Here is a 25,611-nt window from a genome sequence, read left to right as displayed (position 1 = left end):
AGAACTGGCCGGTAGCGGCCAGCCTGCTTATTGGCTTAGGAGATCACAAGCTGTCATCAAAGGTGGAAGATGGGCAGCCCTTCAACAACGCCTATTCGCGTGCAAATTTGTCGCCGCCGAGTTCCAGAGTGGCAATCTCTCCATCCGGAGCGAAGGTGAACCCGACGGAGGTCTGACCGGTTATACTCCTCTGGCCAGGGCTATCCCACTGCGCCTTGAACATATCGTTGCGATCATGGTTGAGCACCGCCGTCGCCTGCGGACGTGCGAGCTTGAGCTTGCCGTCGGCCAGCGTGATTGCAATCTCCCCGAGCAGGTCGCTCGAGTAGGTTCCGACATAGCGATCGAGCGGCAGTCGCGCGGGCGCAATCGTCACTGAACCCGACGTCGCCGCTGCCTTTTCACGCGCAATCCGGACCGCGTCATCGCTCTCCTGCTTCATGACAGCGCTGTGATCGGTCGCAGGACCGCCAAGGAAGGCATCCAGCACTCGCAGTTCCACGGCCGTAGCCAGCTTTGTGCGCAGGCCGTTGGTCAGCACAACCACGCCGAGCTTTCTTTCCGGTATCATCGCGACCATGCTCTGCATCCCATCGATCGCGCCGGAATGCTGGACAATCTTTTGACCGCGATATTCCTGCATGCCCCAGCCAAGGCCGTATTCACTGAACTTGAAGAGTGCGTCGGTTCCTCCGCGCGGGACGATCTGACCGCTATGCATTTCCGCCAGCGTCGTGGAGCCGATCAGCCGCTTACCCTCGAACGTGCCGCCGCCTAGTTGCAGGCGCACCCACTGCGCCATGTCGCGCGCACTGGAGTTGATCACGCCGGCGCCGCCGACATTGTCGATCATGCGATATTCGACCGGCGTCGCCTTGCCGTCCAGCAGCGCATGCGGGGTGGCAACGTTGGCCAGCCCCTTGAGGGCAGTGACACTGGTGTTGGTGCGGCGCATGCCGAGCGGCTCGAAGATGCGGCCGGCGATGAACTGGTCATAGCTGGTGCCGGTCACCGCGGAGACTATCTCGCCCGCCACGATGAACATCTCGTTCTGATACTGATACTGGTTACGGAAGCCGAGCGTCTCGGTCTGGAAGCGTAACCGCCGGATGATTTCCCGGCGGTCGAACCCCGATCCATACCAGAGCCCGCCGTTGGTAACGACGCCGGTACGATGCGACAGCAGATCGCGTACCGTCACGTGGCGGGTGACATAGGGGTCGTGAAGTTCGAACGACGGCATATAATCGTGCACCGCGCCGTCCCATTCGATCTTCTTATCATCGACCAGCATGCCGAGCGCCGCGGCGGTGAAAGCCTTGGTCGCCGATCCGATCGCGAAGACCGTATCGGCGTCGACCTTGCCGGGCTTGCCTGCTTCGCGGACACCGAAACCTCTGGAATACACAATCCGGTCATCCCTGACGATGGCGATGGACAGGCCGGGTACGTGCCACGCTTTCCGCGCGCTCTCGATATAAGCGTCGAGGCCGCCGAGCGCTTCTGCCGTCGTGGGTGATGATACCAAGGGCGCTGGAACAGGCGTCTCCGCAACGGTCTGCGCGAATGCGGGACTGGCGAGCAGGACCAGACTCAGCGCGGGCAGGACGACATATTTCAATCGCTTACACGAGATCATGATGCATTCCCTTTTCGCCAAACAGAAGTTTCTAAACGGAGAATATTTTCGTATTTGGACATAATTGCCCCGAGAGAAAATTGTCAACGACTTCCCGTCAGCGCCTTCAGGAATTCGAACCAGCGCGGCCTGAGAGCTTTGGTTTTCCGGGAAATTGGCAAGAACTTATGCTTGCGAGCCCCTTGCGATGGGCGTGCCCGTCTGCGGTCAGGCCATTTGGTGAAATCGGGACGAGCGGACATCGGAGAATCCACACCCGATATGATAGTTGCTCCCTTGAAGCTTCGCTATCTCGCTATGACCCACCAAGGAACCAGTATGGACAGTCGGTGCGCTCGTCGGCACCGTCTCATCACGCTACGCAGGCACCCGCGCATCCGGTCGGCAAAAGAAGCAGCGTTGGATAATTATGCCGGTGTCCCTATCAGCCCGGCGTGAAGCATTAGTCGATATTCAAGTGGAGCAAGTTTTTCATGCCGGTCGAGATCGATCCCTTTCACGCCATCGCCATAAGCCGTCTCGCGCATCAGCTGCGAGCCGAGGGGCGGTCCGTGATTCATATGGAATTCGGCCAACCCTCGACCGGTGCTCCGGCAGCAGCGATCGAGACCGCGCACCACATCCTCGACGAGGATGGCATGGGCTATTGGGAAAGTCCGGGGCTCAAGGCGCGTATCGCGGCACATTATGGCGAAGCCTACGGGGTGTCCGTCAGTCCGGAACAGGTCATCCTCACGTGCGGCGCTTCGCCTGCCTTCGTCCTCGCACTCTCCTGCCTGTTTTCGCCTGGCGCGAGGGTCGCCTTGGCTCGGCCCGGTTATGTTGCCTACAGAAACACCCTCAAGGCGCTGCATCTCGAGCCGGTCGAACTCGCCTGCGGCGAAGCCGAGCGGTTCCAGATCACGGCCGACGCAGTCGAACGAATGGAGCCGGCGCCGGATGGACTGATCGTCGCGAGCCCTGCCAACCCCACCGGCACGATCATCCCGCCCGAGGAGCTTCGGGCGCTGGCGGCCGTTTGCGAGCGCCGTGGCATCGCTCTCGTGTCGGACGAAATCTATCACGGGCTGAGCTATACGCTGCCCGCCGAATCCATGCTGCAGCATGCGCCGGGCGCGCTAGTCGTCAACAGCTTCTCCAAATATTTCAGCATGGCGGGCTGGCGCCTTGGATGGCTCATCGTTCCCGAAAGCCTGATCGACGCCGCCCGCGCCCGAATGGGCAATCTGTTCCTGACGCCGCCCTCGCTCGCCCAGCATGCCGGCCTGATCGCGTTTGACTGCCGCGACGAACTCGAAGGCCATATCCATACCTATGCGCGCAATCGCGAACTCCTGCTCCAGGCCCTTCCTGAAATGGGCCTCCAGCGCATCGCGCCCCCCGACGGGGCTTTCTATATCTATGCGGATGTCGGCCATCTCACGAATGACAGCCTCTCCTTCTGCGAAGCCTTGTTGCGCGATACGGGTGTCGCCGTGGCTCCGGGACTCGATTTCGATCCGGTCGATGGCAACAGTTTCATACGCCTCAGCTTCGCCGTCTCGACCGACCTCGTCGAAGAAGCGATCCGGCGCATCGAACCATGGTTGACCGCCAGAGCGATCAGCGGTGCAGCCGCTCCTCTCGTCGAATGAAGCTCATACCAATCGAAGCCGGGAACGAGAGCGCCGCAGATGACCGTCGGAGCCCATAGAAATAGCCATTTCCCGAGGATGGTTGGGTATGGACAGATAATCATTCGCCCGGAAGCGGAACGGCTGTCTGATATTTGACCGCCCTGAGTGCGAAGTGCGACGCAGCCCCGGCGACCGCTTCATTTCTGAGCAGCCTTTGCATCAAAAACGCTTCGTAGTCGGCGACATCGGTTGCGACGACGCGCACCTGATAATCCCACTCGCCCGACATCGACAGGCATTCCATGATGCGATCCTGGTCCCGGACAAAATTTTCGAACATCGCGGTATGTTCGGCCGAATGGCTCTTGAGCCGGATATTGCAGAGGACGTTGACGCTCTGTCCGACCCGTGCCGCGTCGACAAGCCACACATTTTTCGTCAGCACGCCGGCCGCCTCGAGCGCTCTGACGCGGCGCCAGCACGACGGGCCCGTGCTTCCCACCCGCTCGGCAAGCTCGCCGTTGCTCTGCGCGCCATCGCGCTGCAATTCGCCGAGGATGCGACGGTCGAGCGAGTCTAGTTTGACAATTTCTTTCACAAATCTGACATTATCTGAAATAGATTCACTTTCAAACATGCTGTTTCCTCCAGTTTGAGAAGATTTTTCGCCGATTTATTGCGATATCTCGCGCATGAAACTCGACACCCTGCCCGCCCGCGCCATCTCGACCAGCCTGCCGTTCGATACGCTGGCTGCGCAGCCCGCCGACGCGTTGCTGAGCCTCATCGCGCTGTACCGCGCGGATGATCGGCCGCAGAAAATCGACCTCGGTGTCGGCGTGTTTCGTGACGATGCGGGGGACACACCCGTGATGCGCGCGGTGAAGGCGGCCGAGGCGGTGCTGCTGGAGACGCAGGTCACCAAATCCTATCTCGGGGCCGAAGGCGACGCCGCCTATACCGCGCTGCTCGCGGAGATCGTCTTCGGCGACCGGACGGCGGGCGAACGATTGAACGGCGTTCAGACGCCCGGCGGCACCGGCGCGCTTCGCCTGGGCGCCGAGCTTCTCGCGCGTGCGGGCCGCGAAGCGCAGGTCTGGATCGGCACGCCGACATGGCCCAACCATGCCCCCATCTTTGCCGAAGCGGGACTGCCGACGCGGAGCCACCGTTTCCAGGATGCGGCGTCGGGCTGCATCGATTTCGACGCGATGCTGGACGACCTAGCCGATGCGCATCCCGGCGACATCCTGTTGCTGCATGGCTGTTGTCACAACCCGACCGGAAGCGCCTTTACCTCAGAGCAATGGCGCGCCGTAGTCGATCTGTGCGCGGCGCGCGGGCTGATTCCCTTCGTCGACCTCGCCTATCAGGGGCTGGGCGACGGGCTGGACGAGGATGCGGCGGCGACGCGGATGATCTTCGAAGCGCTGCCCACCGCGCTCGTCGCCTATAGCTGCGACAAGAATTTCGGCCTCTATCGCGAACGCGTCGGCGCGCTGTGGGCGCTGTCGGCGAACGGCGCGATCGCCGAGCGCGTCCGCACCAATATGCTCTCGCTCGCGCGCAGCCTCTGGTCGATGCCGCCCGATCATGGCGCGGCGATCGTCCGGACGATCCTCGAGAATGACACGCTGCGCGCCGACTGGCGGAACGAGCTCGACACAATGCGCGCACGCCTCAACGGCCTCCGCGCGGCACTCGCTGCAACGCATCCGCGTCTGTCGGCGATTGCGGACCAGCGCGGCATGTTCGCGATGCTGCCACTATCGCCCGAAGCCGTCGCGGCGCTGCGCGAAGAGCATGGCATCTACATGGCCGGGAACGGGCGCATCAACATCGCGGGCCTGCGCGCCGACACGGTGCCGGTTTTTGCGCAGGCGCTCCGGCCACACCTCGAAGCCCTGAACGGCCACGCGTGACCCGCCCGCACATCGACGCGACGCACGATCCGGCGCGGACGAGCTGGGTCGAATCGGCGAACGGCCACCCTGACTTTCCGGTCCAGAACCTGCCCTACGGGATTTTTGCGCCCGAGGATGGCGACCCGCGCCCCGGCGTCGCGATCGGCGACGCGATACTGGACCTTCGCGCCGCCGCGGCCGCTGGCCTGCTGCCCGCGCGCGCCGCGTTCGCGTGCAACGACGACACGCTCAACGCGCTGATGGCACTCGCGCCGCCCGATCGCCGCGCGCTGCGCGAACGGCTGAGCGCGATGCTGTCGGATCCGATGCGGGAGGCCGAGCTGGCGCCGATGCTGCATGAGGCAGCAAGCTGTACCATGCACCTTCCCGCGCGGATCGGCGACTACACCGACTTTTATGTCGGCATCCATCACGCGAACAACGTCGGGCGGCAGTTCCGGCCCGACAATCCGCTGCTCCCCAACTATAAATATGTGCCGATCGGCTATCACGGGCGCGCTTCGTCGGTACGGCCCTCGGGCGAGCCCGTCGTCCGCCCGCGCGGCCAGCAGAGGCCGCCCGGGGCCGACGCGCCGCTTTTCGAACCGACCGAGCGGCTCGACTATGAGCTCGAACTCGGCGTGTGGATCGGCCAAGGCAATGCGCTGGGCGCACCGATCCCGATCGGCGAAGCGGCGCGCCATATCGCGGGGCTGTCGCTGTTCAACGACTGGTCGGCGCGCGATTTCCAGGCATGGGAATATCAGCCGCTCGGGCCTTTCCTCGCCAAGAATTTCCATTCGACCATTGCGCCCTGGGTGATCACGACCGAGGCGCTGGCGCCCTTTCGTATCACGCAGCCACCGCGTCCCGAGGGCGACCCCGCGCCGCTGCCCTATCTTTGGGATGCCGACGATCAGGCGCATGGCGCGCTGGGCGTCACGCTCGAGGTTTTTCTCCTCACCGCCGGCATGCGTGCGGCGGGCGCCGAGCCCTTTCGCCTGAGCCGCGGCCCGGCGACGAGCATGTACTGGACGATCGCACAGATCGTCGCGCATCACGCGTCGAACGGCTGCAATCTGAACCCCGGCGACCTGCTCGGCACGGGGACGATCTCGGCCCAGGGCCGCGAGGGGTTCGGCAGCCTGCTCGAACTGACGACCGGCGGGTCGGAGCCCATCCAGATGCCCGACGGCGAACGACGCGGTTTCCTCGAGGACGGCGACGAGATCATCATGCGCGCGAGCGCCGCAGCGGACGGTTTCGTACCGATCGGTTTCGGCGAATGCCGCGCGGTCATCCTTCCCGCACGCTGATCGCCGTCCCGCGTTCAGGTCAGAAACGCGCCCAGTTCGGCAAGCAATAATTCGGGGGTTTCTTCCTGCGGGCTGTGCCCGCACGGCAGCGCGTGCCCGCGCATATCGCGTGCCTTCGAACGCCAGCTTTCCATGACGTCGAAGAGCGTGCCCACCGTGCCATATTCGCCCCAGAGCAGCAGCAAGGGCGCGTCGATCCGGCGGTCATCGTCGGCGGCATCATGGTCGAGATCGATGCTCGCCGCGGCGCGATAATCTTCGCAGATCGCATGGCGCGTCGCGGGGTCGCGATAGCAGCGGCGATATTCGGCGACGACGCGCGGATCGAGCGAGCCTGCGACCTTGATCTGCCCGGCAAGGTGACGGTCGAGGAAATGGTCGGGGTCGGCCGCGATCATCCGTTCGGGCAGGTCGAACGGCTGGATCAGGAAGAACCACCAGAAATAGCGCGTCGCAAATTCGCGGTTCGTCTGCGCATACATCGTCGCGGTCGGCGCGATGTCGAGCAGCACGAGCCGCGCGACGCGGTCGGGGTGGTCGAGCGCCATGCGGTGCGCGACGCGCGCGCCGCGATCGTGCGCGACGACATCGAAACGGTCGAAACCCAACATGGCCATCACCGCGACCTGATCGGCCGCCATCGCGCGTTTGGAATAATTCGCATGCGCCGGATCGCCCGGCAGTTTTTCGCTGTCGCCATAACCGCGCAGGTCGGTCGCGACGACAGTGAAGCGCTTCGCCAGCGCGGGCACGACCTTGTGCCAGGTCAGATGCGTCTGCGGGTGGCCGTGGAGCAGCAGCAGCGGCGGCCCCGAACCGCCGACCGCGGCGCGGATGCGCACGCCGTCCGCATCGACGTCCTGCCAATGGAACCCCGGCATGAGTTCGGGATATTCGGGACTATTGCTCATCGCTCGGCACCCATAAGCCAGGGCTTGCGGCCGAGATAGGCTTTCTCGAACGCGCGGATGCGGTCGGCGTGCGTCAGCGTCTCGCCGATCCGGTCGAGCCCGAGCATCAGCGCGCGCCGCGTGGCGGGATCGATGTCGAAGCCGGCCGCATAGGCGCCCATCGCGATGCGCTGCGCATTGAGGTCGACCGTCATCTCGCCTGCCCCGTCGCCCAGTTCCGCCATCAGCGCCGCGATCTCCGCCGTCGGCAGCGACAGAAGCAGCAGACCGTTGTTCGCGGCATTGTCGGCGAAGATCGCGCCATAGGAGGAGCCGATGATGCCGCGGATGCCATATTGGAGCATCCCCCACACCGCATGTTCGCGCGACGAACCACAGCCGAAATTGGGCCCGACGAGCAGGAAGCGCGTCTCCGCCATGTCCGCGCGGTTGAGGATGAAATCGTCCCGCACCGCGCCGTTTTCCTCGAAGCGGAGGTCGTGAAAAAGACCCGCGGCGAGCCCCGAGCGGTCGATGCCTTTCAGAAACGCCTTGGGCATGATGACGTCGGTGTCGATATTGGCGGCGGGCATCGCGGCGGCGCGGCCCGACAGGCGGATAAAGCGCTCCATCAGTCAAGCTCCTCCGCCGCGAGGTCTCGCACATCGGCGAGCCTTCCCGTAACGGCCGCCGCCGCCACCATCGCCGGACTCATCAGATGCGTGCGGCCGCCGATCCCCTGCCTGCCTTCGAAATTCCGGTTGGTGCTCGACGCACAGCGTTCGCCCGGCGCGAGGCTGTCGTCGTTCATCGCAAGGCAGAGCGAGCAGCCCGAGCGGCGCCATTCGAATCCGGCTTCGATAAAGATGCGGTCGATCCCCTCCGCCTCGGCGGCGCGGCGGACGCCGCTGCTCCCCGGCGAAATCATCGCGCGAACGCCCGGCGCGACCTTGCGTCCCTTCAGTATCCGCGCCGCATCGCGCAGATCGGTCAGGCGCGCGTTGGTGCACGAACCGATGAAGGCACGATCGATCACGATATCCTGCAGCGGGGTGTGCGGCGCGAGGCCCATATAGGCCATCGCGCGGATCGCATCGGCGCGGCGTTCGGCGGGGAGGTCATCAGGATCGGGGACGATGCCGGTGATCGCGAGCGACTGGTCGGGGCTGGTCCCCCAACTCACCATCGGCGGAATGTCGCCGGCATCGAGTGCGATCTCCCTGTCGAACCGCGCGCCGGGGTCGCTGCGCAGCGTCTGCCATTCGGCGCGCGCCTGGGCGAGCAGGCCCGCCGCCGGCGCGCGCGGGCACCCTGCGATATAGTCCACGACCTTGTCGTCGGGCGCCATCAGCGCGACGCGCGCGCCGCATTCGACCGCCATGTTGCAGATCGTCATGCGCGCCTCGACCCCGAGCGCACCGATCGCTTCGCCCGCAAATTCGACGGCATGCCCCGCCGCGCCATCGGCGCCGATCCGGCGGATCACCTCCATGATCAGGTCCTTCGCGGTGACGCCGGGCGCCAGCGTCCCGTCGATCGTGATGCGCATCGTCCGGAGGCGGCGATAGACGAGCGTCTGCGTCGCCAGCAGATGTTCGATGTCCGACGTACCGATACCGAAACCGACGACGCCAAACGCGCCATAGGTGGTCGAATGGCTGTCGCCGGCGGCGATGACCATGCCCGGCAGCACCAGACCGAGCTCGGGCATCACGACATGCTCGATCCCCTGCCGCGGATCGAAGAGATCGAAGATTTCGATGCCGAAATCGCGGCCATTCTCGCCCAGATATTCGATCTGTCGCCGCGCGCCGTCGTCGAGTTCGCCCGCCTCGCGGTCGGGGTTGGTCGAATTGACATGATCGACCACCCCCAGCGATGCAGCGGGCCGCCAAGGCGCCCGCCCCGCGGCGCGAAGGCCGCTGAATGCCTGGGGGCTTGTATATTCATTGAGCACCGTTCTATCGATATAGAGCAATAATCGTTCGCCAGCTTCGCCGGATTCGTCGAAAGATAATATGCGGTGTTCGTCGACGATCTTGTCATAAAGCGTTTTTGGCGCCGACATTCTTCTACCCTTCCTGCGGTTTCGCGGGCCGGGATTACCGTCGGCGGTTCGGACGAAGCCAATGCCGGGACAGTATCAATTGATGCGACGAGTGGATTCAAATGGATATCATGTGGCTCGAGGACTTCATCAAGCTCGCTGATGAAGGCAATTTTTCCCGCGCAGCCGAAGCGCGCAACCTGACCCAGCCGGCGTTCAGCCGCCGCATCCGTGCGCTCGAGGACTGGGTCGGCGCGACGCTGGTCGATCGCGACACGCACCGCATCGCGCTGACCGAAGCGGGACAGGCGTTCCGCGTCCTCGCCGAAGAGATCATGCGGCGGCTGACGCTGGGCCGCGACCATGTCCGCGAAATCGGCGGCACGCTGAGCAATGAAATCCGTTTCGCCTCGACGCACGCGCTGTCGACAACCTTTTTCCCCGCGTGGCTCCGCAGCCTCCACGGCGGACAGGAGGCCGGGACGATCACGCTGATCGCCGACAATATGGCCGCGTGCGAACGCTTCATGCTCGAAGGCAAGGCCGATTTCCTCCTGTGCCACCATCATACGGCGGCGCAGCATCGCCTCGACCCGGCGGGCTTCACCTCGCTCGCGCTCGGCGAGGATGTGCTGATGCCGGTCACCGCGCCGCTCGGCAACGGGGCACCCACGCACGTCCTGCCGGGCAGCGGCGACCAGCCGCTCCCCTATCTGGAGTTCGAGGAAAAATCGGGCATGGGCCGCATTCTGCAGGCCGCGCAGGTGATTTCGGCGGGTTCGGCATCGCTCCGCACCGTGTTTCGTTCGCATATGGCGACCGCGCTGCTGTCGATGGCGCGCGACGGGCGCGGCGTGTGCTGGGCGCCGCTCAGCGTCGCCGCCGCCGACCTTGAGAGCGGCCGCCTTGTCGCCGCGGGCGATGCGCGCTGGCACGTTCCGATCGAGATCCGCATCTATAAACCGATCGCGCGGCGCAGCCCGAGCGTCGAGGCTTTCTGGACGATGCTGAAGAACCGGTTGAAGGCCGAGGCCAGCTAGATCTCCGACGGCGTAATAAAACTGCGCAGACGCCCCTCGCACCGCACGAATGATTCTATGTCGAACCGGCATTGGGATCGATGGCCGCATGTCCATAGACAGAATGGGCCCATGCACTAACCGACGAACGGACGGCTTTGGCAGGGTTCAGGGCGGAGAAAAAAAATGATCCAGGGACCGGCAACGGCGGAGAGCAGCAAGTTCAAGATTTCCACATCGCTTCTCGCGATTTCTCTTTTTGCGGGGCTGACAGGCGTGGCGGGCACCGCGCGCGCACAGGACACACCGGCACCCGCGCCGGACGACAGTGCGGCGACGGAGGGCGCCAGCGACATCGTCGTGACCGGGTCGCGCATCGGTCGCCCGGTCCTCGACTTGCCGACCCCGGTCGGCGTGGTGAGTTCCGAAACGCTCGGCGCGAACAACGCACAGTTCGACATCGGCCGCGCCCTTGCCCAGCAACCCGCGATCGGCTTTTCGGGCAGCATGCAGCAGAGCCAGCAGAGCGGTGCCTCGGGCTCGCGCGGCGAGAATAGCGGCGGCCTCGCCGTCGTCGATCTGCGCAGCCTCGGGTCAAACCGCACGCTCGTCCTCCTCAACGGCAAGCGCCGCGTCGCCGGCGCCACCGACAGCGCGGCGCTCGACCTCAATTCGATCAATCCCAATCTGATCGAACGCGTCGAAATCATCACCGGCGGCGCGTCGGCCATCTATGGTTCGGACGCGGTCTCGGGCGTCGTGAACATCATCACCAAGGACGATTTCGACGGCGTTCGCCTGTCGTTCAGCGGATCGCAGCCGGCGCGCGGCCCCGAAGGCTTCACCTATGGCGGAAGCATCGTAGCGGGGAAGAATTTCGCCCAGGGTCGCGGCAACATCACCGTCGCAGCCGACTATACGAAGGTGAAGGAAATCACCCCGCGTCAGGCCGACATGCGAAACAATGTCGCGATGATCAATCCCGACGATACCGGCCCGAACGACGGCATTCCCGATCTGATCATCGTTCCCGGCGGCGAAGCCTTTCAATATTCGGGCTATGGCGCCGTGGGCCTGCGCGGCGACACGGGCGGCCTCGGTGCGTTCGTCTTCAACGATGACGGCACCCCGCGCCGTGCGCCGACGCCGCTTTTCACCGACGGCAGCCTGTTCGGGAAATTCGACAATTGCGGACCGGCCTGCTTCCGCTTCGACGATTCGATTTCGATCGTTCCCGACATCGAGCGCTACAACTTCAACCTCAGCACCCATTTCGACTTCAGCGACAATGTGCGGGCCTATTTCGGCGCCGACTATAACAACACGTCGAGCTATGGACGCGGGCAGCCCGTGCTCCGCGCGGCACAGCCAATCAACATCGCGCAGAATGCATTCCTCAACGAGCCCTTCCGCCAGCAATTGCTGGCGGCCGGCGCGACGACGCTGGCTCTCGATCGCCTCTACACCGATGTCGGGCTGCGCTTTAGTCAGGTCGATCGCAACAGCCTGTCGTTCGTCGGCGGCCTCAAGGGCGAGTTCGAGACCGGCTTCTCCGATCTCCGCTACGACATCTATGGCACCTACGGCCGCACCAAGGCGAAGTTCACCGGCTATAACCGCATGCTCCTGCCCAATCTGCGCGCGGCGCTCGACGCCGTGGTCGATCCCGGTTCGGGGCAGATCCGCTGCCGCATGGATGTCCCCTCGCTTCAACCCGTCGGCTATGTCCGCCCCGCTATCGTTGGCAGCGGCCCCTGCGTGCCCTTCAATCCGTTCGGTTCGACCGCCAGCTCGGCGGAAGCACGCGACTTCGTCAGCACCACGACGGTGTCCAACGCCTTCGTTCGCCAGACCACGGCGGGCTTCTCGCTCTCCGGGGATTCGAGCAAGTTCCTGACCATGCCGGGCGGCGGGTCGATCGGCATCGCACTCGGCGCGGAATATCGGAAGGAACGCAACGGCCGGACCACCGATCCGCTGATCAAGGCCGGCGTGACCAACCAGGCGTCGTCGCAGGATTATGAGGGCGGCTATCACGTCACCGAACTGTTCGGCGAACTCAGCATACCCCTCTTGACCGACATGCCCTTTGCCAAGCTGCTGTCGGTCGAAGGCGCGGTGCGCCACGCCGATTATAGCCACGCGGGACAGGCGACCTCGTGGAAAGCCGGTGCGATCTGGGAGCCGGTCGACGGGTTCCGTCTGCGCGCGACGTTGAGCCGCGCCATTCGCGCGCCGAACATCTTCGAAGCCTTCCGGCCGAGCGAGGGTCAGACGACCAACGTCAACGACCCCTGTTCGCAAAACAACCTCGGTCAAAACCCCAATCGTGCCGCCAACTGCGCCGCGCTGGGCCGTCCGGCAGGTTTCGTCCCGATCAGCGGCGGGATCGGCGTTCCCTTCATCGTGTCGGGCAATCAGGATCTTCGCCCCGAAGTTTCGGACAGCTGGACGGCCGGCTTCGTGCTGACACCGAATTTCCTGCCCGGCCTCCAGATTTCGGCCGACTGGTTCGACATCAAGATCGAGGACGCGATCAGCTTCCTCAGCCCGCAAGCGATCGCCGAAAATTGCGTCGACCGCGCCGGTGGCCCCGATCCCGACCTCTGTGCGCTGATCACCCGCGACACGACCCCCGGCGCAAACTTCTTCAGCATCACCGGCGGTAGAAGCACCTATGTCAACACGTCGAAGCTGCAGACCTCGGGCCTCGACACGCAGGTATTTTACGCCCGCCCGCTGGGCGAGGGTCGCATCTCGGCCAACCTCGCCTTTACCTATCTGCACCGCCTGCGGACCTTCACCTTCCAGGCGCGGCCCGACCTCTACACCGTGCTCGAGGGTTTTTACGGTTACCCCAAATATAAGGGCGTCGTCGGGCTGAACTATTCGGTCGGCGGCCTGACGGTCGGCTGGCAGGGCCGCTATCAGTCGAGCCAGGCGCTGACCGACATCTCGCCGGGGATCAGCCGCGAGCTGCTGTCGCCCGACCGGACGGGTTCGCGTTTCTACAACGATATTTCGGCCTCCTATACGCTGCCGATGAACGGGAAGCAGGAAGCCAAATTCTCATTCGGTGTTACAAATCTTCTCAACGAGAAGCTGCCGGTGATGGAATCGGTCCAGGTCATCGATCCGTCAGGGGGCGGCTTCGATCAGTTCGGACCGGTTATCCGTCTCGGGCTCGAAGTGAACTTCTGAATCCCGGGCCGACAAGGTGGGGCTCGCGCCGCGTGCGCGGGCCTCATATTGTCTTAGTACAGCAATATGAATCCAGCCTGGCAGGAGGCGCAATTATGAGTGCTGAAACCATCCGCCCTGCCCGTCAGAGGGGGTTTCTCGGCGTCGTCGAGCGCGTCGGCAATCTGCTGCCCGACCCGACGATCATCTTCCTCTACCTGATCATCATATTGATGATCGTATCGGCGATCGGCGCTGCGCTGGGGTGGAGCGCATCGCTGCCCTATTCGGGCAAGGAGGCGCCGGCGGGCGCCGAGCTCGCGGGCGGCGTCCTGACCTATCGCGCGTCGAGCCTGTTCTCGGCCGAGAATATCGCGCGGCTGTTTACCGAGATGCCGCGCACCTATGCCAGCTTCACCCCGCTCGGGATCATCCTGACGATCATGATGGGCGCCGCGGTCGCCGAGCGGTCGGGGCTGTTCTTCGCGCTGATCCGCGGTTCGCTGCGGGGCACGCCGCGCCGCTATATGACCCCGATCATCGCGGTGGTGGGCATGGTATCGCACCACGCCGCCGATGCCGCTTATGTCGTGCTCATCCCGATGGCGGCGGTGCTCTTCGCGTCGGTCGGGCGTCACCCGCTCGCGGGAATTGCCGCTGCGCTCGCCGCGGTGTCGGGGGGCTATGCCGGCAACATCATGCCCGGCCAGCTCGACGTCCTGCTGTTCGGCTTCACGCAGGAAGCCGCGCGTATCGTCGAGCCCGGCTGGACGATGAACCCGCTCGGCAACTGGTATTTCATCCTCGGCATCGTCGTCTTTTTCACGCCGATCATCTGGTTCATCACCGACAAGGTGGTCGAACCGCGGCTCGGAACCTGGAACGAGGAGGTCGACGAAGAGCTTCGCGCCGATCTCGAAAAAGGCGAGCTTAGCGGCGATGAGCGGCGCGGGCTTCGCCACGCCGGCATCGCTGCGCTGCTGGTCAGCGCGCTGTTCGCCGCGCTTTGTCTGTGGCCTGGCTATACGCCCTTCATCGATCAGGACGCCGAGGGCCCGATCCGCCTGCAGCCGCTCTACGCCTCGATGATCGCGGCGCTGTTCCTGCTGTTCCTGCTCACCGGCGTCGTTTTCGGGCGGGCGGTCGGCACGGTCAAGAATTCGAATGACGTGATCGCGATGATGCGCGAGGGCGTGAAGACGATTGCGCCCTATCTGGTCTTCGTTTTCTTCGCGGCGCATTTCGTGGCGATGTTCAACTGGTCGGGCATCGGCCCGATCCTCGCGATCGGCGGGGCGGAGAAATTGCAGGGCATGAACCTGCCCCCGGCACTGCTGCTCGTCTGCGTGCTGTTGCTGTCGTCCTTGATGGACCTGTTCATCGGATCATCGACCGCCAAGTGGAGCGTCCTGTCGTCGGTCGTCGTGCCGATGTTCATGCTGCTCGGCATCAGTCCCGAAATGACGACGGCCGCCTATCGCATGGGCGACAGTTACACCAATATCATGACCCCGCTGATGAGCTATTTCCCGCTCGTCCTCGTCTTCTGCCAGCGCTGGGACAAGTCGATGGGGGTCGGATCGCTGCTCGCGCTGATGCTGCCCTATGCGCTCTGCTTTATGGCGACGGGGATCACGATGGTCGTCGCGTGGGTGGTCTTCGACCTGCCCCTCGGCCCGCACGCGCAGGTCTTTTATCAGGTCGCGGCGCATGCCGTTCCATGATGGAGTCCATGATGAAATCCGCCGCCGAACATGCAACCATGCCCAATCAGCATTGGGGTCGGCCGCGCACCGCCCCTAGCCTGCCTTCGCCGCTGCGCCAGGAGGTCCGTCCCCATGTCCGTTGACCTCAAATCGCTCGAAACCGACATGACCGCCTGGCGCCGGCATATCCACCAGCATCCCGAACTCGGCTTTCATGAACAGGGCACGGTCCGCTTCATCCTCGACCTGCTCGAAAGCTTCGGGGTCGATGAGGTCCACACCGGCATCGGCGGCACCGGCATCGTCGCGACGATCCGCGCTGGCGGGTCGGACCGCGCGATCGGCATCCGCGCCGACATCGACGCGTTGCCGATGACCGAACTGACCGAGTCCGATCACAAGTCCTGCACCCCGGGCGTGATGCACGCCTGCGGCCACGACGGGCACACGACGATGCTGCTCGGCGCGGCGAAGCATCTCGCCGCGACGCGCAATTTCGACGGCGCGGTCCACCTGATCTTCCAGCCCGCCGAGGAATCGCTCGGCTATCAAGGGCCGGGCGGTGACCCCGACGGCGGCGCGAGCGCGATGATCCGCGACGGATTGTTCGACCGTTTCCCGATGGACGCGATCTTCGGCATCCACAACCGCCCGGGCATCGCCGCGGGCAAGCTCGCGGGGCGCGCGGGCGCGCTCTACGCCGCCGCCGACAAGTTCGAGATCGTCGTCACGGGCAAGGGCGGCCACGCCGCGCGCCCGCACCTGACCATCGACCCCGTGCTCGTCGCGGCGCAGATCATCGTCGCGGTGCAGAGCATCGTCGCGCGCAGCACCGACCCGATGGACGCAGCGGTCGTCTCGATCTGCAAGGTCGAGGCGGGCACCGCGTTCAACATCATCGCCGACGAGGCGCGCATGGGCGGCACGGTGCGCACGCTGTCGCGCGCAAGCCAGGATGCGACCGAACGGCGGCTGCGCGAGATCGTGACCGGCGTTGCCGCGTCATTCGGCGCGAAGGCCGAGCTGCATTACGAACGCGGCTATCCTGCGCTCCACAATCCGGCCGACCTCTATGCGAAGGTCCGCGAGATCGCGATCGGCATCGTCGGCGCCGACCGCTTCGTCGATCTCGACGCGCCGGGCATGGGGGGCGAGGATTTCGCGCGCTATCTCGACGTCGTACCCGGCTGTTTCCTGCTCCTCGGCAACGGCGACGACGGGCCGGGGTCGGTGATGCTGCACAATTCGCACTATGCCTATGACGACAGCATTTCGCCGACCGGCGCCGCGCTGTGGGTCGCCCTGGCCGAGACATTCCTGCCAAAATAGATAATCCGGGGAGATTTTTTGATGCGCCGTTCGACTGCCACCCTGCTCCATGGTTCCGCCGCGCTGTTGCTTGCGGCGACGGCACCGACACAGGCACAGGAAAAGGTGGCCATCACCCGCGACGATTTCGGCGTGCCGCATGTGCAGGCGGAGACGTCGGACGCGGTGATGTTCGGCGCGGGTTATGCGATCGCGCACGACCGTCTCGCCGCGATGGAACTCGCGCGGCACAACACACAGGGCCGCCGCGCCGAGCTGGTCGGGAAATCGGCGATCGAAAGCGACAAGATGATGCGCGGCCGGAGGCTTTCCGACGCGGTGCTGATGCAGCGCTACAAGGCGCTGGCGCCCGAACATCGCAAGATGATCCAGGCGATGGTCGACGGCATCAACAAGCGCATCGACGAAGTGAATGCCGACCCCGCGCGGCTGACCCCGCTCGAATTCATCCGCTGGGGGATCAAGCCGACGCGCTGGAGCCTCACCGAATATCTGGCGCTGATCAGCGCCGCGCCGCTGGGACGCGACACGTATGAAATCCGCAACCTCGAATTTCTGAAGGCAATGACGGCGCGCTACGGTCAGGAGAAGGCGTGGGCGATTTTCAACGACGTCGTGCCGATTTCCGACCCCGACTCCCCGACCACCATCCCCGCGGGCGACGATCTCGCCCCGGCCCGGCCGATGCCCACCCCCGTCCTCGCTCCGGCGCAACTGGGCCCCGATCGCAATGTGGCGGCGGCGGCGGAACAGACGAAGCCCACCGAACCGGTGAAAGGCGCAAGCCGCTGCCTGGTCATCGGCCCCGAAAAATCGGCGAGCGGCAAGGTGCTGATGCTGGAGGCCACCGCCGACGGCCCCGAAATCCATCTGAAGGGCGGCGGCTTCGACAACACGGGCTTTGGCTCGACCGGCTGGGGCGTCCCGACGATGGGGCGCGGCGCGCAGCATGGCTGGCTGCTGGTGTCGGGCAGCAGCGAGGCCGGCACCACCTTCGCCGAGAAGCTCAATCCCAAGAACCCATACGAATATTGGTACAAGGGCGCGTGGAAGACGATGGAGCACCGCACCGAAGCCTTCAAGGTCAAGGACGGCGCGCCCTTCACGCATGAGGTCGCGTGGACGATCCACGGCCCGGTGATCGCATGGGATGTCGAAAACGGCACCGCCTATTCGCAGCAGATGGGCGTCCACGGACGCGAACTCGACACATGGGTCGCCTTTGCCGAAATGGGCCGCGCGAAGAGCCTCGCCGAATTCAGGACCAAGGGCGTCGATCGCGTCGGCTGGAATATCGGTGCCTGCTACGGCGGCGAAGATGGCACGATCGCCTATTTCGAAGCCGGTGCGCTGCCCAAAAAGGCCGCGGGCGTCGATCCGCGGCTGCCGACGCCGGGCACTGGCGAATATGAATGGACGGGCTTCCTGACCCCTGCGGAAAAGCCGCACACCATCAATCCGAAGCAGGGTTATCTCTTTTCGTGGAACAGCAAGGCGACGGGCTGGTCGCAGGAGGGCGACAATGCGCGGATCGGCGCGACCTTCCGCACCTGGCTCGGCGACCGGCTCGCCAAGGCGGGCCAGTCGCTGACCTTGCTCGACATGCGCGAGTTCAACGGCAAGATCTTCAACGCGCTCGGCGCGGTCGACCGCAATCAGGCGGCGCCCGACTTTTTCGCGCCCTATATTCAGGCCGCGATCGCGGCGAGCGACGACCCCGAGGTGAAGCGCGCGGGCGAACTGATGCTGAGCTTCAACGGCCTGTACCAGGACCGCGACGGCGATCAGCGCTACGACAATCCGGGACTGACCCTCTACCGGACCTGGCTCCAGACGGCGCCGAAAACGCTGTTCGGCGACGATATGGGCGACTGGTGGAAGACGATCGATACCGACCGCTACCTGACCTATCAATCGAGCCTGCTGCTGCGCGCTTTTCAGGGCGATAAAGCGGGCGCGCCGCTGGGCGTCGATTATTTCAACGGGCGCGACCGCACCGCGATGATGATCGACACGATCAGGGCGACGATCGCCGAGGTCAAACCGCGCTTCCCCGGCAAGGACATGGCCGAATGGAAGCAGCCGGTCTTCTGGAAATATTTCGACGCGTCGCTCGAGACGCCTGACCGCCCGCAAATGGCGGAGGATTATCCCGAACATCGCCTGTCGGCGGTCCTGCGCCTCGGCCCGACGATGGCGCCGCATAATGGTGGCGAGAGCTGGGTCGGGCTGATGGAAATCGGCGCCGACCGGCGCGCGCTCTATTCGGTGATCGATGCGGGCGGCCAGAATCTGTTCATCGGTCCCGACGGCAAGGGGAACCCGCACCTCGCCGACCAGACGATGATGCACGAGACCAATGAGCTCAAGAAGATCGAGCTTTCGCCCGACAGGATAAGCAAGACCGCCGCGTTGACGATGACGCTCGAATATCGGCCGCCGGCCCGTTAGCGCGCGGCGGAGCCTCGATTGACAGCCGTCGTCTCAGCCGCCGACATCGGCAGCTATTGGCTGGCGAGTTGCGGAGATGATTTCACGCCGCGCCCTGCTCTGCCGGGCGACGCGACGGTCGATATCGCGATCATGGGGGGCGGCTTCACGGGTCTGTGGACCGCCTGGTATCTGCTGCAAAATGATCCGGACCTGTCGATAGCAATCGTCGAGCGGCAATTTTGCGGTTTCGGCGCGTCGGGGCGCAATGGCGGCTGGTGCTCGCCGCGCTTTCCGATCAATCCCTCAGCTCTCACCCGCCGTTTCGGCGCGGCGACGGCTCGGGCGATGCTGCTCGCGCAGCAGGCGATGGTGGGTGAAGTCGGCCGCATCTGCGAAGAGGAAGGCATCGACGCGCATTTCAATCAGGCAGGCGTCCTCACCCTCGCACGCAGTGCGGAGCAATTGCCGTCGCTGCGCCAGTCCTTCGACGCTTATGCAAAGCTCGGCATGGAGGATGGCTGCGAATTGCTCGACGCCGATGCGGCGCGGGCGGCGGTGCATGCGACCGAGGTCCATGGCGCCCTGCGCCTGCGCGCCGGCGGCACGATCCACCCCGGCCGCCTCGTGCGCGGGCTCGCGCGGGCGCTCGAACGGCGCGGTGTGCGGATCTATGAGGGGACCGAGGTGCTGCAAACCACGGCGGGCATGCGACCGGCGCTCGTTACCTCAGGCGGCACGCTGCGCGCTCGCCGCGCGGCTCTGCTCGCAGGCGAAGCATATTTGACCGCGCAGCCCGCCTATCGCCGCCGGCTGATCCCGATGGCCTCGACGATCATGCTCACCGCGCCGCTCAGCGCCGAGCAGTGGGACAAGGTCGGCTGGGCCGGAGGCGAATGCCTCAGTTCCTATGTTCACACGACCAATTACCTCACCCGCACCGCCGACGGGCGCATCCTGTTCGGCAGCCGCGGCGCGCCCTATCGCTATGGCTCGGACATGAGCGAGGCCGCGCTGCGCGAGAATGCCAATTTCGGCTGGATCCGCGATCGGCTGACCGAATGGTGGCCATCGCTGGAGGGCATCGAATTCACGCATCAATGGGCGGGCTATCTCGGCATTCCGCGCGACTGGCTGCCCACGGTGCATTTCGATGCCGTGCGCCGGATCGGGTGCAGCTATGGCTATACGGGGCATGGCGTAATCACCAGCGCGATCTGCGCGCGCGCACTCGCCGGGCTGGTCACCGGCGCCGCGGCCGATCTCCACGCGCCCTATGTCCGCGAGCAAGCCCCGAACTGGGAGGTCGAGCCGCTACGCTGGGCGGGCATCCGCTATGTCCAGAACGCCTTCCTGCGGATGGACGTGGCGGAAGCGGCCGGGCGGCGGCCGCCGCCCGACGCAGGCTTGGCGAAACATCTGGGCGAGCCCTAGCGCCCCTTATTTCGTCCCATCCGCAAGCGCCCGTTCGAGGCCGGGGACAAACCCGGCGCCGGTCTTCAGATCTACCTGCGACCCGGCAAGGTCGTCGCCATAGGGCTCCGCGGGCCCGCCGAGGCATTTCGACAGGAAATGCTCGGCGATTGCCGCGAAGGAGATGTTCGTCGCGTCCTTCGCGTAGACATGACCCTCATCGGGGTAAAAGGCATAGGTCACGGGCTTGCCGCGCGCCTTCAACGCATCGACAATCTCTTCGGACTGGCTGGGAAAAATGCGCGGGTCGTTGGCGCCGTTGGTGACGAGCAGCGGCTTTACGATCGCATCGACGCGCGCGATCGGCGAGCGCCGCATCAGGTCCGCCGCGCCCTCCATTGTCGCGGGATCGCCGACGCGATTGACGAACTGCGGGCGTTGCCAGGTCCACCAGTCGGGCATCAAGGCGACTTGCTTTACCAGATTGCTGGGCCCCGCAAGGTCGACGCCGCACTGGAAGGTGTCGGGCGTAAAACTCAGCGACACGAGCGTCGAATAGCCGCCATAGGACAGCCCCATTACCGCGACGCGGTCCTTCGCGGTCACGCGCTTGTCGATCGCCCACTGCACCCCGTCGAGCAGGTCGTCGTGCATCGTCTCCGACCATTTCCGGTCGCCCTTCGCCATGAAATCGCTGCCGAAGCCCCCCGACGCGCGAAAATTCACCGACAGCACCGCATAGCCGCGATCGGCGAGCCAGGCGTGTTGCGGATCGAAAGCCAGATCGTCGCGGAGCCAGGGGCCGCCATGGACGAGGAGCACCATCGGAACAGGGGTGACGGGCATCCCATCGGCGCCGAGCTTGGCGTTGGTCGGAAGCGTCAGATAGCTTGGCAAGGTCAGGCCGTCGCGCGACGCAATCTTCACGGGAGTCCGGCGCGCGAGCACCTGTTTCTCAAGGTCGGGCCGCGTCGAGAGCAGCGGCACCAGCGTCCGGTCCTTGCGGTTCCACCAGCTATAGCGGTCGGGGCGGTTCGGGACGGTTTCGAGGAGCAGCCAGCGGGCATTGTCAGGGGTCTGATCGACAATCTTGAACGGCCCGGCGGTGGCCGCTTGAAGCGCCGCGAACTCGCCGCGCACCTCGTCCGATCGCACCGTCCATTCGCTGACGAGCGGGTCCTCACGCGTCGCGAGCAGCGCGCCGCTGGCTTCGTCGAACAGCGTATCGACAATATCGGCGCGCCCCGACGCGGCGAGCGGGGTCTGCTTGCCCGTGGCGAGATCGACCGCGACGAGGTTCGCCTTGTCGCTGGTCCGGCTGTCGAACATCAACAGCATGCCCGCACCGTCGAGCCCGAGGATTTTCGAATTGCGCAGCGAGGCCAGCGGGATCGTCATGAACTCGCTCGGCCCGGCGGGGTCGAGGCGAAAATAAGTCGACGAGCCGTCGACATTGCCGCGAACGCCCAGCCGGACGTTGAAGTCGGGATCGGCAACGACATCGATGTAATTTCGCTCGTTGCGGAGCACCTCGGTACGCTGCCCCGTCGCGAGGTCGATCCGAAAAATGTCGCGATAGCGGCGGTCGCGAATGTTCATGCCGACCAGGATTTCGCCGGGACGGCGCTTCGAAAGCTTCACGATCTTTGTCTGCACCGCGGGATCGGCGGTCACATTGGCGACCGTGCGCTTTTCGAGGTTCGCGACCCAGAGCTGGCCATGCTCCTCGCCGCCGACATCCTTCAGCACCAATATATACTGCCCGTCGGGGCTCCACTGGAAACTGTCGGGCGGCCGTGTATCGAAACGGGTGACCGGCGTCGCGGCCTTCGGATCGTCGAGCGGCGCGACCCAGACGTTGAGGACGCCGTTCAGCGGGTGGAGAAAGGCCAGCTGCTTGCCGTCGGGGCTGATCTGCAATTCGGAGTAAGTGGGCGAAGCAAAAAGCGCGTCGCGTGGCACCAGCGATGCCCGTGGCGCCGGCTCCGCGCCGACCGCCGGCAGGGCACCGACCATGATCGCTGCGCCCAGCATCGCGGCGGTCCACAGCGTTGCGCGACCGCCCCGAAGGCGCGGTTCGCGCCGCAACATGTCGAAACCCATCCCCAAAGCCCCCTGAATCAAGCCTGTCTGCGCACACAATCTGCCGACCGGCGGGCGCAAGCTCCAATGCGCAAAATGGATCAATCCATGCACATCAGGAGGGGTAGCCAGGCGCCCTCCCCGCACTACAACTTCCCAAGAGGCCGAAGGGGCATGAGTGATGGAACTGGCATGGCTTGAGGATTTCGGTGCCTTGATACACGCGGGCAACTTCTCGCGCGCGGCATCGACGCGCTGCGTGACGCAGCCGGCTTTCAGCCGCCGCATTCGCGCGCTCGAAGAATGGCTCGGCGTGGAGCTTGTCGACCGCAGCACGCACCAGATGGTGCTGACCCCCGCCGGCAAGCGCTTCGCCGTCATCGCTGAGACCGTTCTGCGCGATATCGAACATGGCCGGCGCGAGGTGCAGGAGATTGCCGGCACATCGGCGTCGATGGTCAAGATTCTGGTCACGCACGCCCTGGCGCTGAACTTCTTCCCGCAATGGCTCGCGACGCTGCAGGCGATGACCGATACCGCGATCCCGATCCAGCTGACCGCCGACAATATGGGCACGTCCGAACAGATGATGCTCAGCGGAAAGGCGCATTTTTGTCTGTGCTATTTCCATCCCGGCGCGCCGTCGGTTCTCGATGGGGCGGGTTTCCAGTCGATATCGCTCGAATCCGATGCGCTCGTGTCGGTCAGCGCCCCGCGCGAAAGTGATGGAGCGCCGCTGCACGCGCTCGCCGATGACGCCGATCATCCGGTCCATCTTCTGGCCTATGGCGCGGATTCAGGGATGGATCGTATCGTGTCGGCGACGCTCGATGCCAGTGCGACGCGCGCGAATTTCACGACCGTGTTCACGTCGCACACGCTGATCCTCGCGCGGATGGCAAGGGATGGAAAGGGACTCGCCTGGCTGCCGCTGAGCATCGTCGCGGATGATCTGAAGCGCGGTGCGTTGGTGCGGGCCGGCGATGCGCGCTGGGATATTCCGGTCGACGTCCGTCTGTATCGGCCGCGCGGCCGGCAATCGCCGTCGGCCGAAGCATTCTGGAAGCTGGCCACGGCATAGACGGGAATGGCGCATGCGAACGACGTCCATACGCGGCGGCATGAAACCATCAGCAACGGGCATTTGCCGGCCGGGCGGCCGCGTTGCTAATCGCTCGGGGCCATCCGGCGGCATTCCCGACCCGAAGCCTATGGAGCCGCAGGCTCCGGGCATCATTATTGAATTTGGACCCCGATCAATGAAACAGCTCGCTCCCGTCGAAGCGGTGGTCTTCGACCTTCTCACCGCGCTTCTCGATTCCTGGTCGGTCTGGAACCGGGCGGCCGGGTCGGCGAGCGACGGGCTGCGCTGGCGCCGCGCCTATCTCGAGCTGACCTATGGTTGCGGCGCTTACCGCCCCTATGAGGATCTCGTCCGCGAGGCGGCCGCCAAGGCGGGCGTGGCGGTCTCGGCACCCGATGCGCTGACCGCGGGCTGGAACACGCTCCAGCCCTGGCCGGAGGCGGCGCCGCTGCTTGCCGATCTCAGCGCGCGCGGCATCGCGCTCGGCGTCATCACGAACTGTTCGGCGGTTTTGGGGCGGCAGGCTGCGGAACGGGTCGGCGTGCCTTTTTCCGTTGTCCTGACATCCGAAGAAACGGGCTATTACAAACCGCGACCCGAATCCTACCGCGCCGTGCTGGACCGGCTCGGCACCGATCCGGCGCGGACGCTTTTCGTGGCGGGCTCGCCCGCGGACATTCCCGGCGCGGCGGGCGTCGGCATGCCGGTTTTCTGGCACAACCGCGCCCGCCTGCCCTTTGTCGCCGACGCGGCGCGGCCGTTCCTGATTGCCGATACGCTCGATCCGCTGCGCGAGTTGGTCCGATGAGCGCGGGCACCATCTTCGCGGGATTGAACACCCCGCGCCTGATTCTCGACGCCGACCGGCTGGAGCGCAACGCCGCGCGCATGCGCGCCCGCTGCGACGCGCTGGGCGTCACGCTGCGCCCGCATCTGAAGACGGCCAAGTCGGCCGACGTCGCGCGGATAGCGGCGAAGGGCGAGCAAGGGCCGATCACGGTCTCGACGCTGGCTGAAGCCGAATATTTCGCCGCGGCGGGCTGGCGCGACATCCTCTACACGACCGCGATCGCGCCCGCGAAACTGGAGCGCGTCCATCATATCCAGCGCGAGCATGGCGCGCGACTGTTGCTTGTCGTCGACGACGGGGAGGCCGCCGCTGCGATGGGCGAAGCCGCGGCGGTGCTCGGCGCGCGCTTTGGCGTCCTCATCGAGGTCGATTGCGGCGAACACCGCAGCGGAACCGAACCGGCGTCGGAAGAGCTTGTCGCGATCGCGGGGGTAATTGCGGCCTGTTCGCCACAACTCGAATTGATGGGCGTGATGACGCACGCGGGGCATAGCTACGCGTTCGACGATCCCGCGCCGATCCGGGCGCTCGCCGAAGTCGAGCGGCATGCGGCGGTCGCATCGGCGGAATTGCTCCGCGCGCGCGGTTACACCTGCCCCATCGTCAGCGTCGGCTCGACCCCGACGGTGGTTTTCGCCGAACAATTGCGCGGCGTGACCGAAGTGCGGGCGGGCATCTACCTGTTCTGCGACCTTGCCCAATTGTCGCGGGGCGTCTGCGCGCAAGAGGATATTGCCGTCTCTGTGCTGGCGACGGTGATCGGCCACCAGCGCCGCGGCGCCGGCCCCAGCCTGATCCTCGATGCCGGCGCGCTCGCGCTGTCGAAGGATGTCGGGGCCAACCGCTTCATGCCGAACGCCGGATATGGGCTGGTCTGCGACGCCGCCACGCTCGAGCCGCTGGAATCGCTGACGGTCGTGACCGTGCATCAGGAACATGGCGGCGTGCCCGTGCCCGACGAAAGCTGGTTCGAACGCCTGCCGATCGGCAGCGTCGTCCGTATCCTGCCCAATCACGCCTGTCTGACCTGTGCCGCCTACACCTCCTACGACGTGATGCGCGAAGGGGTGCTGACCGAAGAATGGCCGCGGACCGGCGGATGGTGA

Annotated in this window: 18 protein-coding genes; 12 read left to right on the top strand and 6 right to left on the bottom strand. The window is 65.1% G+C overall.

Annotated features, from left to right (window positions below; translation table 11 throughout):
- Nucleotides 1-91: 91 nt before the first annotated feature.
- Nucleotides 92-1,639, bottom strand: a complete 1,548-nt coding sequence (locus J2X38_RS05405; protein WP_310252022.1) for a serine hydrolase — start codon at nt 1,637-1,639, stop codon at nt 92-94.
- Between the two features lie 473 nt (nt 1,640-2,112).
- Between J2X38_RS05405 and J2X38_RS05400 the strand changes: the two genes are divergently transcribed.
- A complete protein-coding gene (locus J2X38_RS05400) occupies nt 2,113-3,273 on the top strand; it encodes an aminotransferase class I/II-fold pyridoxal phosphate-dependent enzyme (protein ID WP_310252020.1) in 1,161 nt (386 codons plus the stop codon).
- Nucleotides 3,274-3,373: 100 nt separating this feature from the next.
- Here the strand turns inward: J2X38_RS05400 and J2X38_RS05395 are convergent, their stop codons facing one another.
- On the bottom strand, nt 3,374-3,853 hold the full coding sequence (locus J2X38_RS05395; protein ID WP_058536654.1) for an Lrp/AsnC family transcriptional regulator: 480 nt from the start codon (nt 3,851-3,853) through the stop codon (nt 3,374-3,376).
- Nucleotides 3,854-3,947: 94 nt separating this feature from the next.
- Between J2X38_RS05395 and J2X38_RS05390 the strand changes: the two genes are divergently transcribed.
- Both J2X38_RS05390 and fahA read left to right on the top strand, forming a co-directional pair.
- A complete protein-coding gene (locus tag J2X38_RS05390) occupies nt 3,948-5,177 on the top strand; it encodes an amino acid aminotransferase (protein WP_310252016.1) in 1,230 nt (409 codons plus the stop codon).
- Nucleotides 5,174-6,475, top strand: a complete 1,302-nt coding sequence (gene fahA / locus J2X38_RS05385) for a fumarylacetoacetase (protein WP_310252012.1) — start codon at nt 5,174-5,176, stop codon at nt 6,473-6,475. The genes J2X38_RS05390 and fahA overlap by 4 nt, the downstream gene beginning before the upstream one ends.
- 14 nt (nt 6,476-6,489) lie before the next feature.
- Here the strand turns inward: fahA and J2X38_RS05380 are convergent, their stop codons facing one another.
- The 3 genes from J2X38_RS05380 to leuC are packed head-to-tail and all read right to left on the bottom strand — an operon-like array spanning nt 6,490 to nt 9,433.
- Nucleotides 6,490-7,386 (bottom strand): alpha/beta hydrolase, encoded by an 897-nt coding sequence (locus J2X38_RS05380; RefSeq protein WP_310252009.1) that lies wholly within the window; start codon nt 7,384-7,386, stop codon nt 6,490-6,492.
- A complete protein-coding gene (gene leuD / locus J2X38_RS05375) occupies nt 7,383-7,997 on the bottom strand; it encodes a 3-isopropylmalate dehydratase small subunit (protein WP_310252007.1) in 615 nt (204 codons plus the stop codon). Before leuD ends, J2X38_RS05380 begins: the two co-directional genes overlap by 4 nt.
- Nucleotides 7,997-9,433, bottom strand: a complete 1,437-nt coding sequence (leuC, locus tag J2X38_RS05370) for a 3-isopropylmalate dehydratase large subunit (RefSeq protein WP_310252005.1) — start codon at nt 9,431-9,433, stop codon at nt 7,997-7,999. The genes leuD and leuC overlap by 1 nt, the downstream gene beginning before the upstream one ends.
- Before the next feature lie 101 nt (nt 9,434-9,534).
- Between leuC and J2X38_RS05365 the strand changes: the two genes are divergently transcribed.
- The 6 genes from J2X38_RS05365 to J2X38_RS05340 all read left to right on the top strand — a co-directional run bounded on the left by J2X38_RS05365 (nt 9,535) and on the right by J2X38_RS05340 (nt 20,510).
- Entirely contained in the window at nt 9,535-10,452 is a 918-nt protein-coding gene (locus J2X38_RS05365) for a LysR family transcriptional regulator (protein WP_310252003.1), read from the top strand.
- A 165-nt stretch (nt 10,453-10,617) separates the two neighbouring features.
- The gene (locus J2X38_RS05360; protein ID WP_310252001.1) at nt 10,618-13,632 is read left to right on the top strand and encodes a TonB-dependent receptor domain-containing protein; all 3,015 of its coding nucleotides are present in this window, start codon (nt 10,618-10,620) and stop codon (nt 13,630-13,632) included.
- Nucleotides 13,633-13,727: 95 nt separating this feature from the next.
- Nucleotides 13,728-15,335: an AbgT family transporter gene (locus J2X38_RS05355; RefSeq protein WP_310251999.1), complete on the top strand. Its 1,608-nt coding sequence runs from the start codon at nt 13,728-13,730 to the stop codon at nt 15,333-15,335.
- Between the two features lie 114 nt (nt 15,336-15,449).
- Nucleotides 15,450-16,646, top strand: a complete 1,197-nt coding sequence (locus J2X38_RS05350) for a M20 aminoacylase family protein (protein WP_310251997.1) — start codon at nt 15,450-15,452, stop codon at nt 16,644-16,646.
- Between the two features lie 21 nt (nt 16,647-16,667).
- Nucleotides 16,668-19,097: a penicillin acylase family protein gene (locus J2X38_RS05345; RefSeq protein ID WP_310251995.1), complete on the top strand. Its 2,430-nt coding sequence runs from the start codon at nt 16,668-16,670 to the stop codon at nt 19,095-19,097.
- Between the two features lie 18 nt (nt 19,098-19,115).
- Complete coding sequence (locus tag J2X38_RS05340) at nt 19,116-20,510, top strand: FAD-dependent oxidoreductase (protein ID WP_310251993.1); 1,395 nt, start codon at nt 19,116-19,118, stop codon at nt 20,508-20,510.
- 6 nt (nt 20,511-20,516) lie between these two features.
- On the opposite strand, the gene J2X38_RS05335 is transcribed toward J2X38_RS05340, so the two are convergent.
- The gene (locus tag J2X38_RS05335) at nt 20,517-22,592 is read right to left on the bottom strand and encodes an alpha/beta fold hydrolase (protein ID WP_310251991.1); all 2,076 of its coding nucleotides are present in this window, start codon (nt 22,590-22,592) and stop codon (nt 20,517-20,519) included.
- 160 nt (nt 22,593-22,752) lie between these two features.
- Here J2X38_RS05335 and J2X38_RS05330 point away from each other — a divergent pair, with 160 nt between their 5' ends.
- The 3 genes from J2X38_RS05330 to J2X38_RS05320 all read left to right on the top strand — a co-directional run bounded on the left by J2X38_RS05330 (nt 22,753) and on the right by J2X38_RS05320 (nt 25,611).
- A complete protein-coding gene (locus J2X38_RS05330; RefSeq protein ID WP_310251990.1) occupies nt 22,753-23,652 on the top strand; it encodes a LysR substrate-binding domain-containing protein in 900 nt (299 codons plus the stop codon).
- A gap of 178 nt (nt 23,653-23,830) precedes the next feature.
- Nucleotides 23,831-24,463: an HAD-IA family hydrolase gene (locus tag J2X38_RS05325; RefSeq protein ID WP_310251988.1), complete on the top strand. Its 633-nt coding sequence runs from the start codon at nt 23,831-23,833 to the stop codon at nt 24,461-24,463.
- Nucleotides 24,460-25,611, top strand: coding sequence for an alanine racemase (locus J2X38_RS05320; RefSeq protein ID WP_310251986.1), 1,152 nt, complete (start codon nt 24,460-24,462; stop codon nt 25,609-25,611). The genes J2X38_RS05325 and J2X38_RS05320 overlap by 4 nt, the downstream gene beginning before the upstream one ends.

The organism is Sphingopyxis sp. BE235, from assembly GCF_031457175.1.
Classification (GTDB): domain Bacteria; phylum Pseudomonadota; class Alphaproteobacteria; order Sphingomonadales; family Sphingomonadaceae; genus Sphingopyxis.
This window is presented reverse-complemented; position numbering and strand designations above follow the sequence as displayed.

Bases quoted from the DNA above. Each gene is read 5' to 3' on its own strand.
- J2X38_RS05360 (WP_310252001.1), top strand. From the start codon at position 10,618: ATGATCCAGGGACCGGCAACGGCGGAGAGCAGCAAGTTCAAGATTTCC.
- J2X38_RS05355 (WP_310251999.1), top strand. From the start codon at position 13,728: ATGAGTGCTGAAACCATCCGCCCTGCCCGTCAGAGGGGGTTTCTCGGC.
- J2X38_RS05350 (WP_310251997.1), top strand. From the start codon at position 15,450: ATGTCCGTTGACCTCAAATCGCTCGAAACCGACATGACCGCCTGGCGC.
- J2X38_RS05345 (WP_310251995.1), top strand. From the start codon at position 16,668: ATGCGCCGTTCGACTGCCACCCTGCTCCATGGTTCCGCCGCGCTGTTG.
- J2X38_RS05400 (WP_310252020.1), top strand. From the start codon at position 2,113: ATGCCGGTCGAGATCGATCCCTTTCACGCCATCGCCATAAGCCGTCTC.
- J2X38_RS05330 (WP_310251990.1), top strand. From the start codon at position 22,753: ATGGAACTGGCATGGCTTGAGGATTTCGGTGCCTTGATACACGCGGGC.
- J2X38_RS05325 (WP_310251988.1), top strand. From the start codon at position 23,831: ATGAAACAGCTCGCTCCCGTCGAAGCGGTGGTCTTCGACCTTCTCACC.
- J2X38_RS05390 (WP_310252016.1), top strand. From the start codon at position 3,948: ATGAAACTCGACACCCTGCCCGCCCGCGCCATCTCGACCAGCCTGCCG.
- leuC (WP_310252005.1), bottom strand. From the start codon at position 9,433: ATGTCGGCGCCAAAAACGCTTTATGACAAGATCGTCGACGAACACCGC.
- J2X38_RS05405 (WP_310252022.1), bottom strand. From the start codon at position 1,639: ATGATCTCGTGTAAGCGATTGAAATATGTCGTCCTGCCCGCGCTGAGT.
- leuD (WP_310252007.1), bottom strand. From the start codon at position 7,997: ATGGAGCGCTTTATCCGCCTGTCGGGCCGCGCCGCCGCGATGCCCGCC.
- J2X38_RS05320 (WP_310251986.1), top strand. From the start codon at position 24,460: ATGAGCGCGGGCACCATCTTCGCGGGATTGAACACCCCGCGCCTGATT.
- J2X38_RS05380 (WP_310252009.1), bottom strand. From the start codon at position 7,386: ATGAGCAATAGTCCCGAATATCCCGAACTCATGCCGGGGTTCCATTGG.
- J2X38_RS05365 (WP_310252003.1), top strand. From the start codon at position 9,535: ATGGATATCATGTGGCTCGAGGACTTCATCAAGCTCGCTGATGAAGGC.
- J2X38_RS05335 (WP_310251991.1), bottom strand. From the start codon at position 22,592: ATGGGTTTCGACATGTTGCGGCGCGAACCGCGCCTTCGGGGCGGTCGC.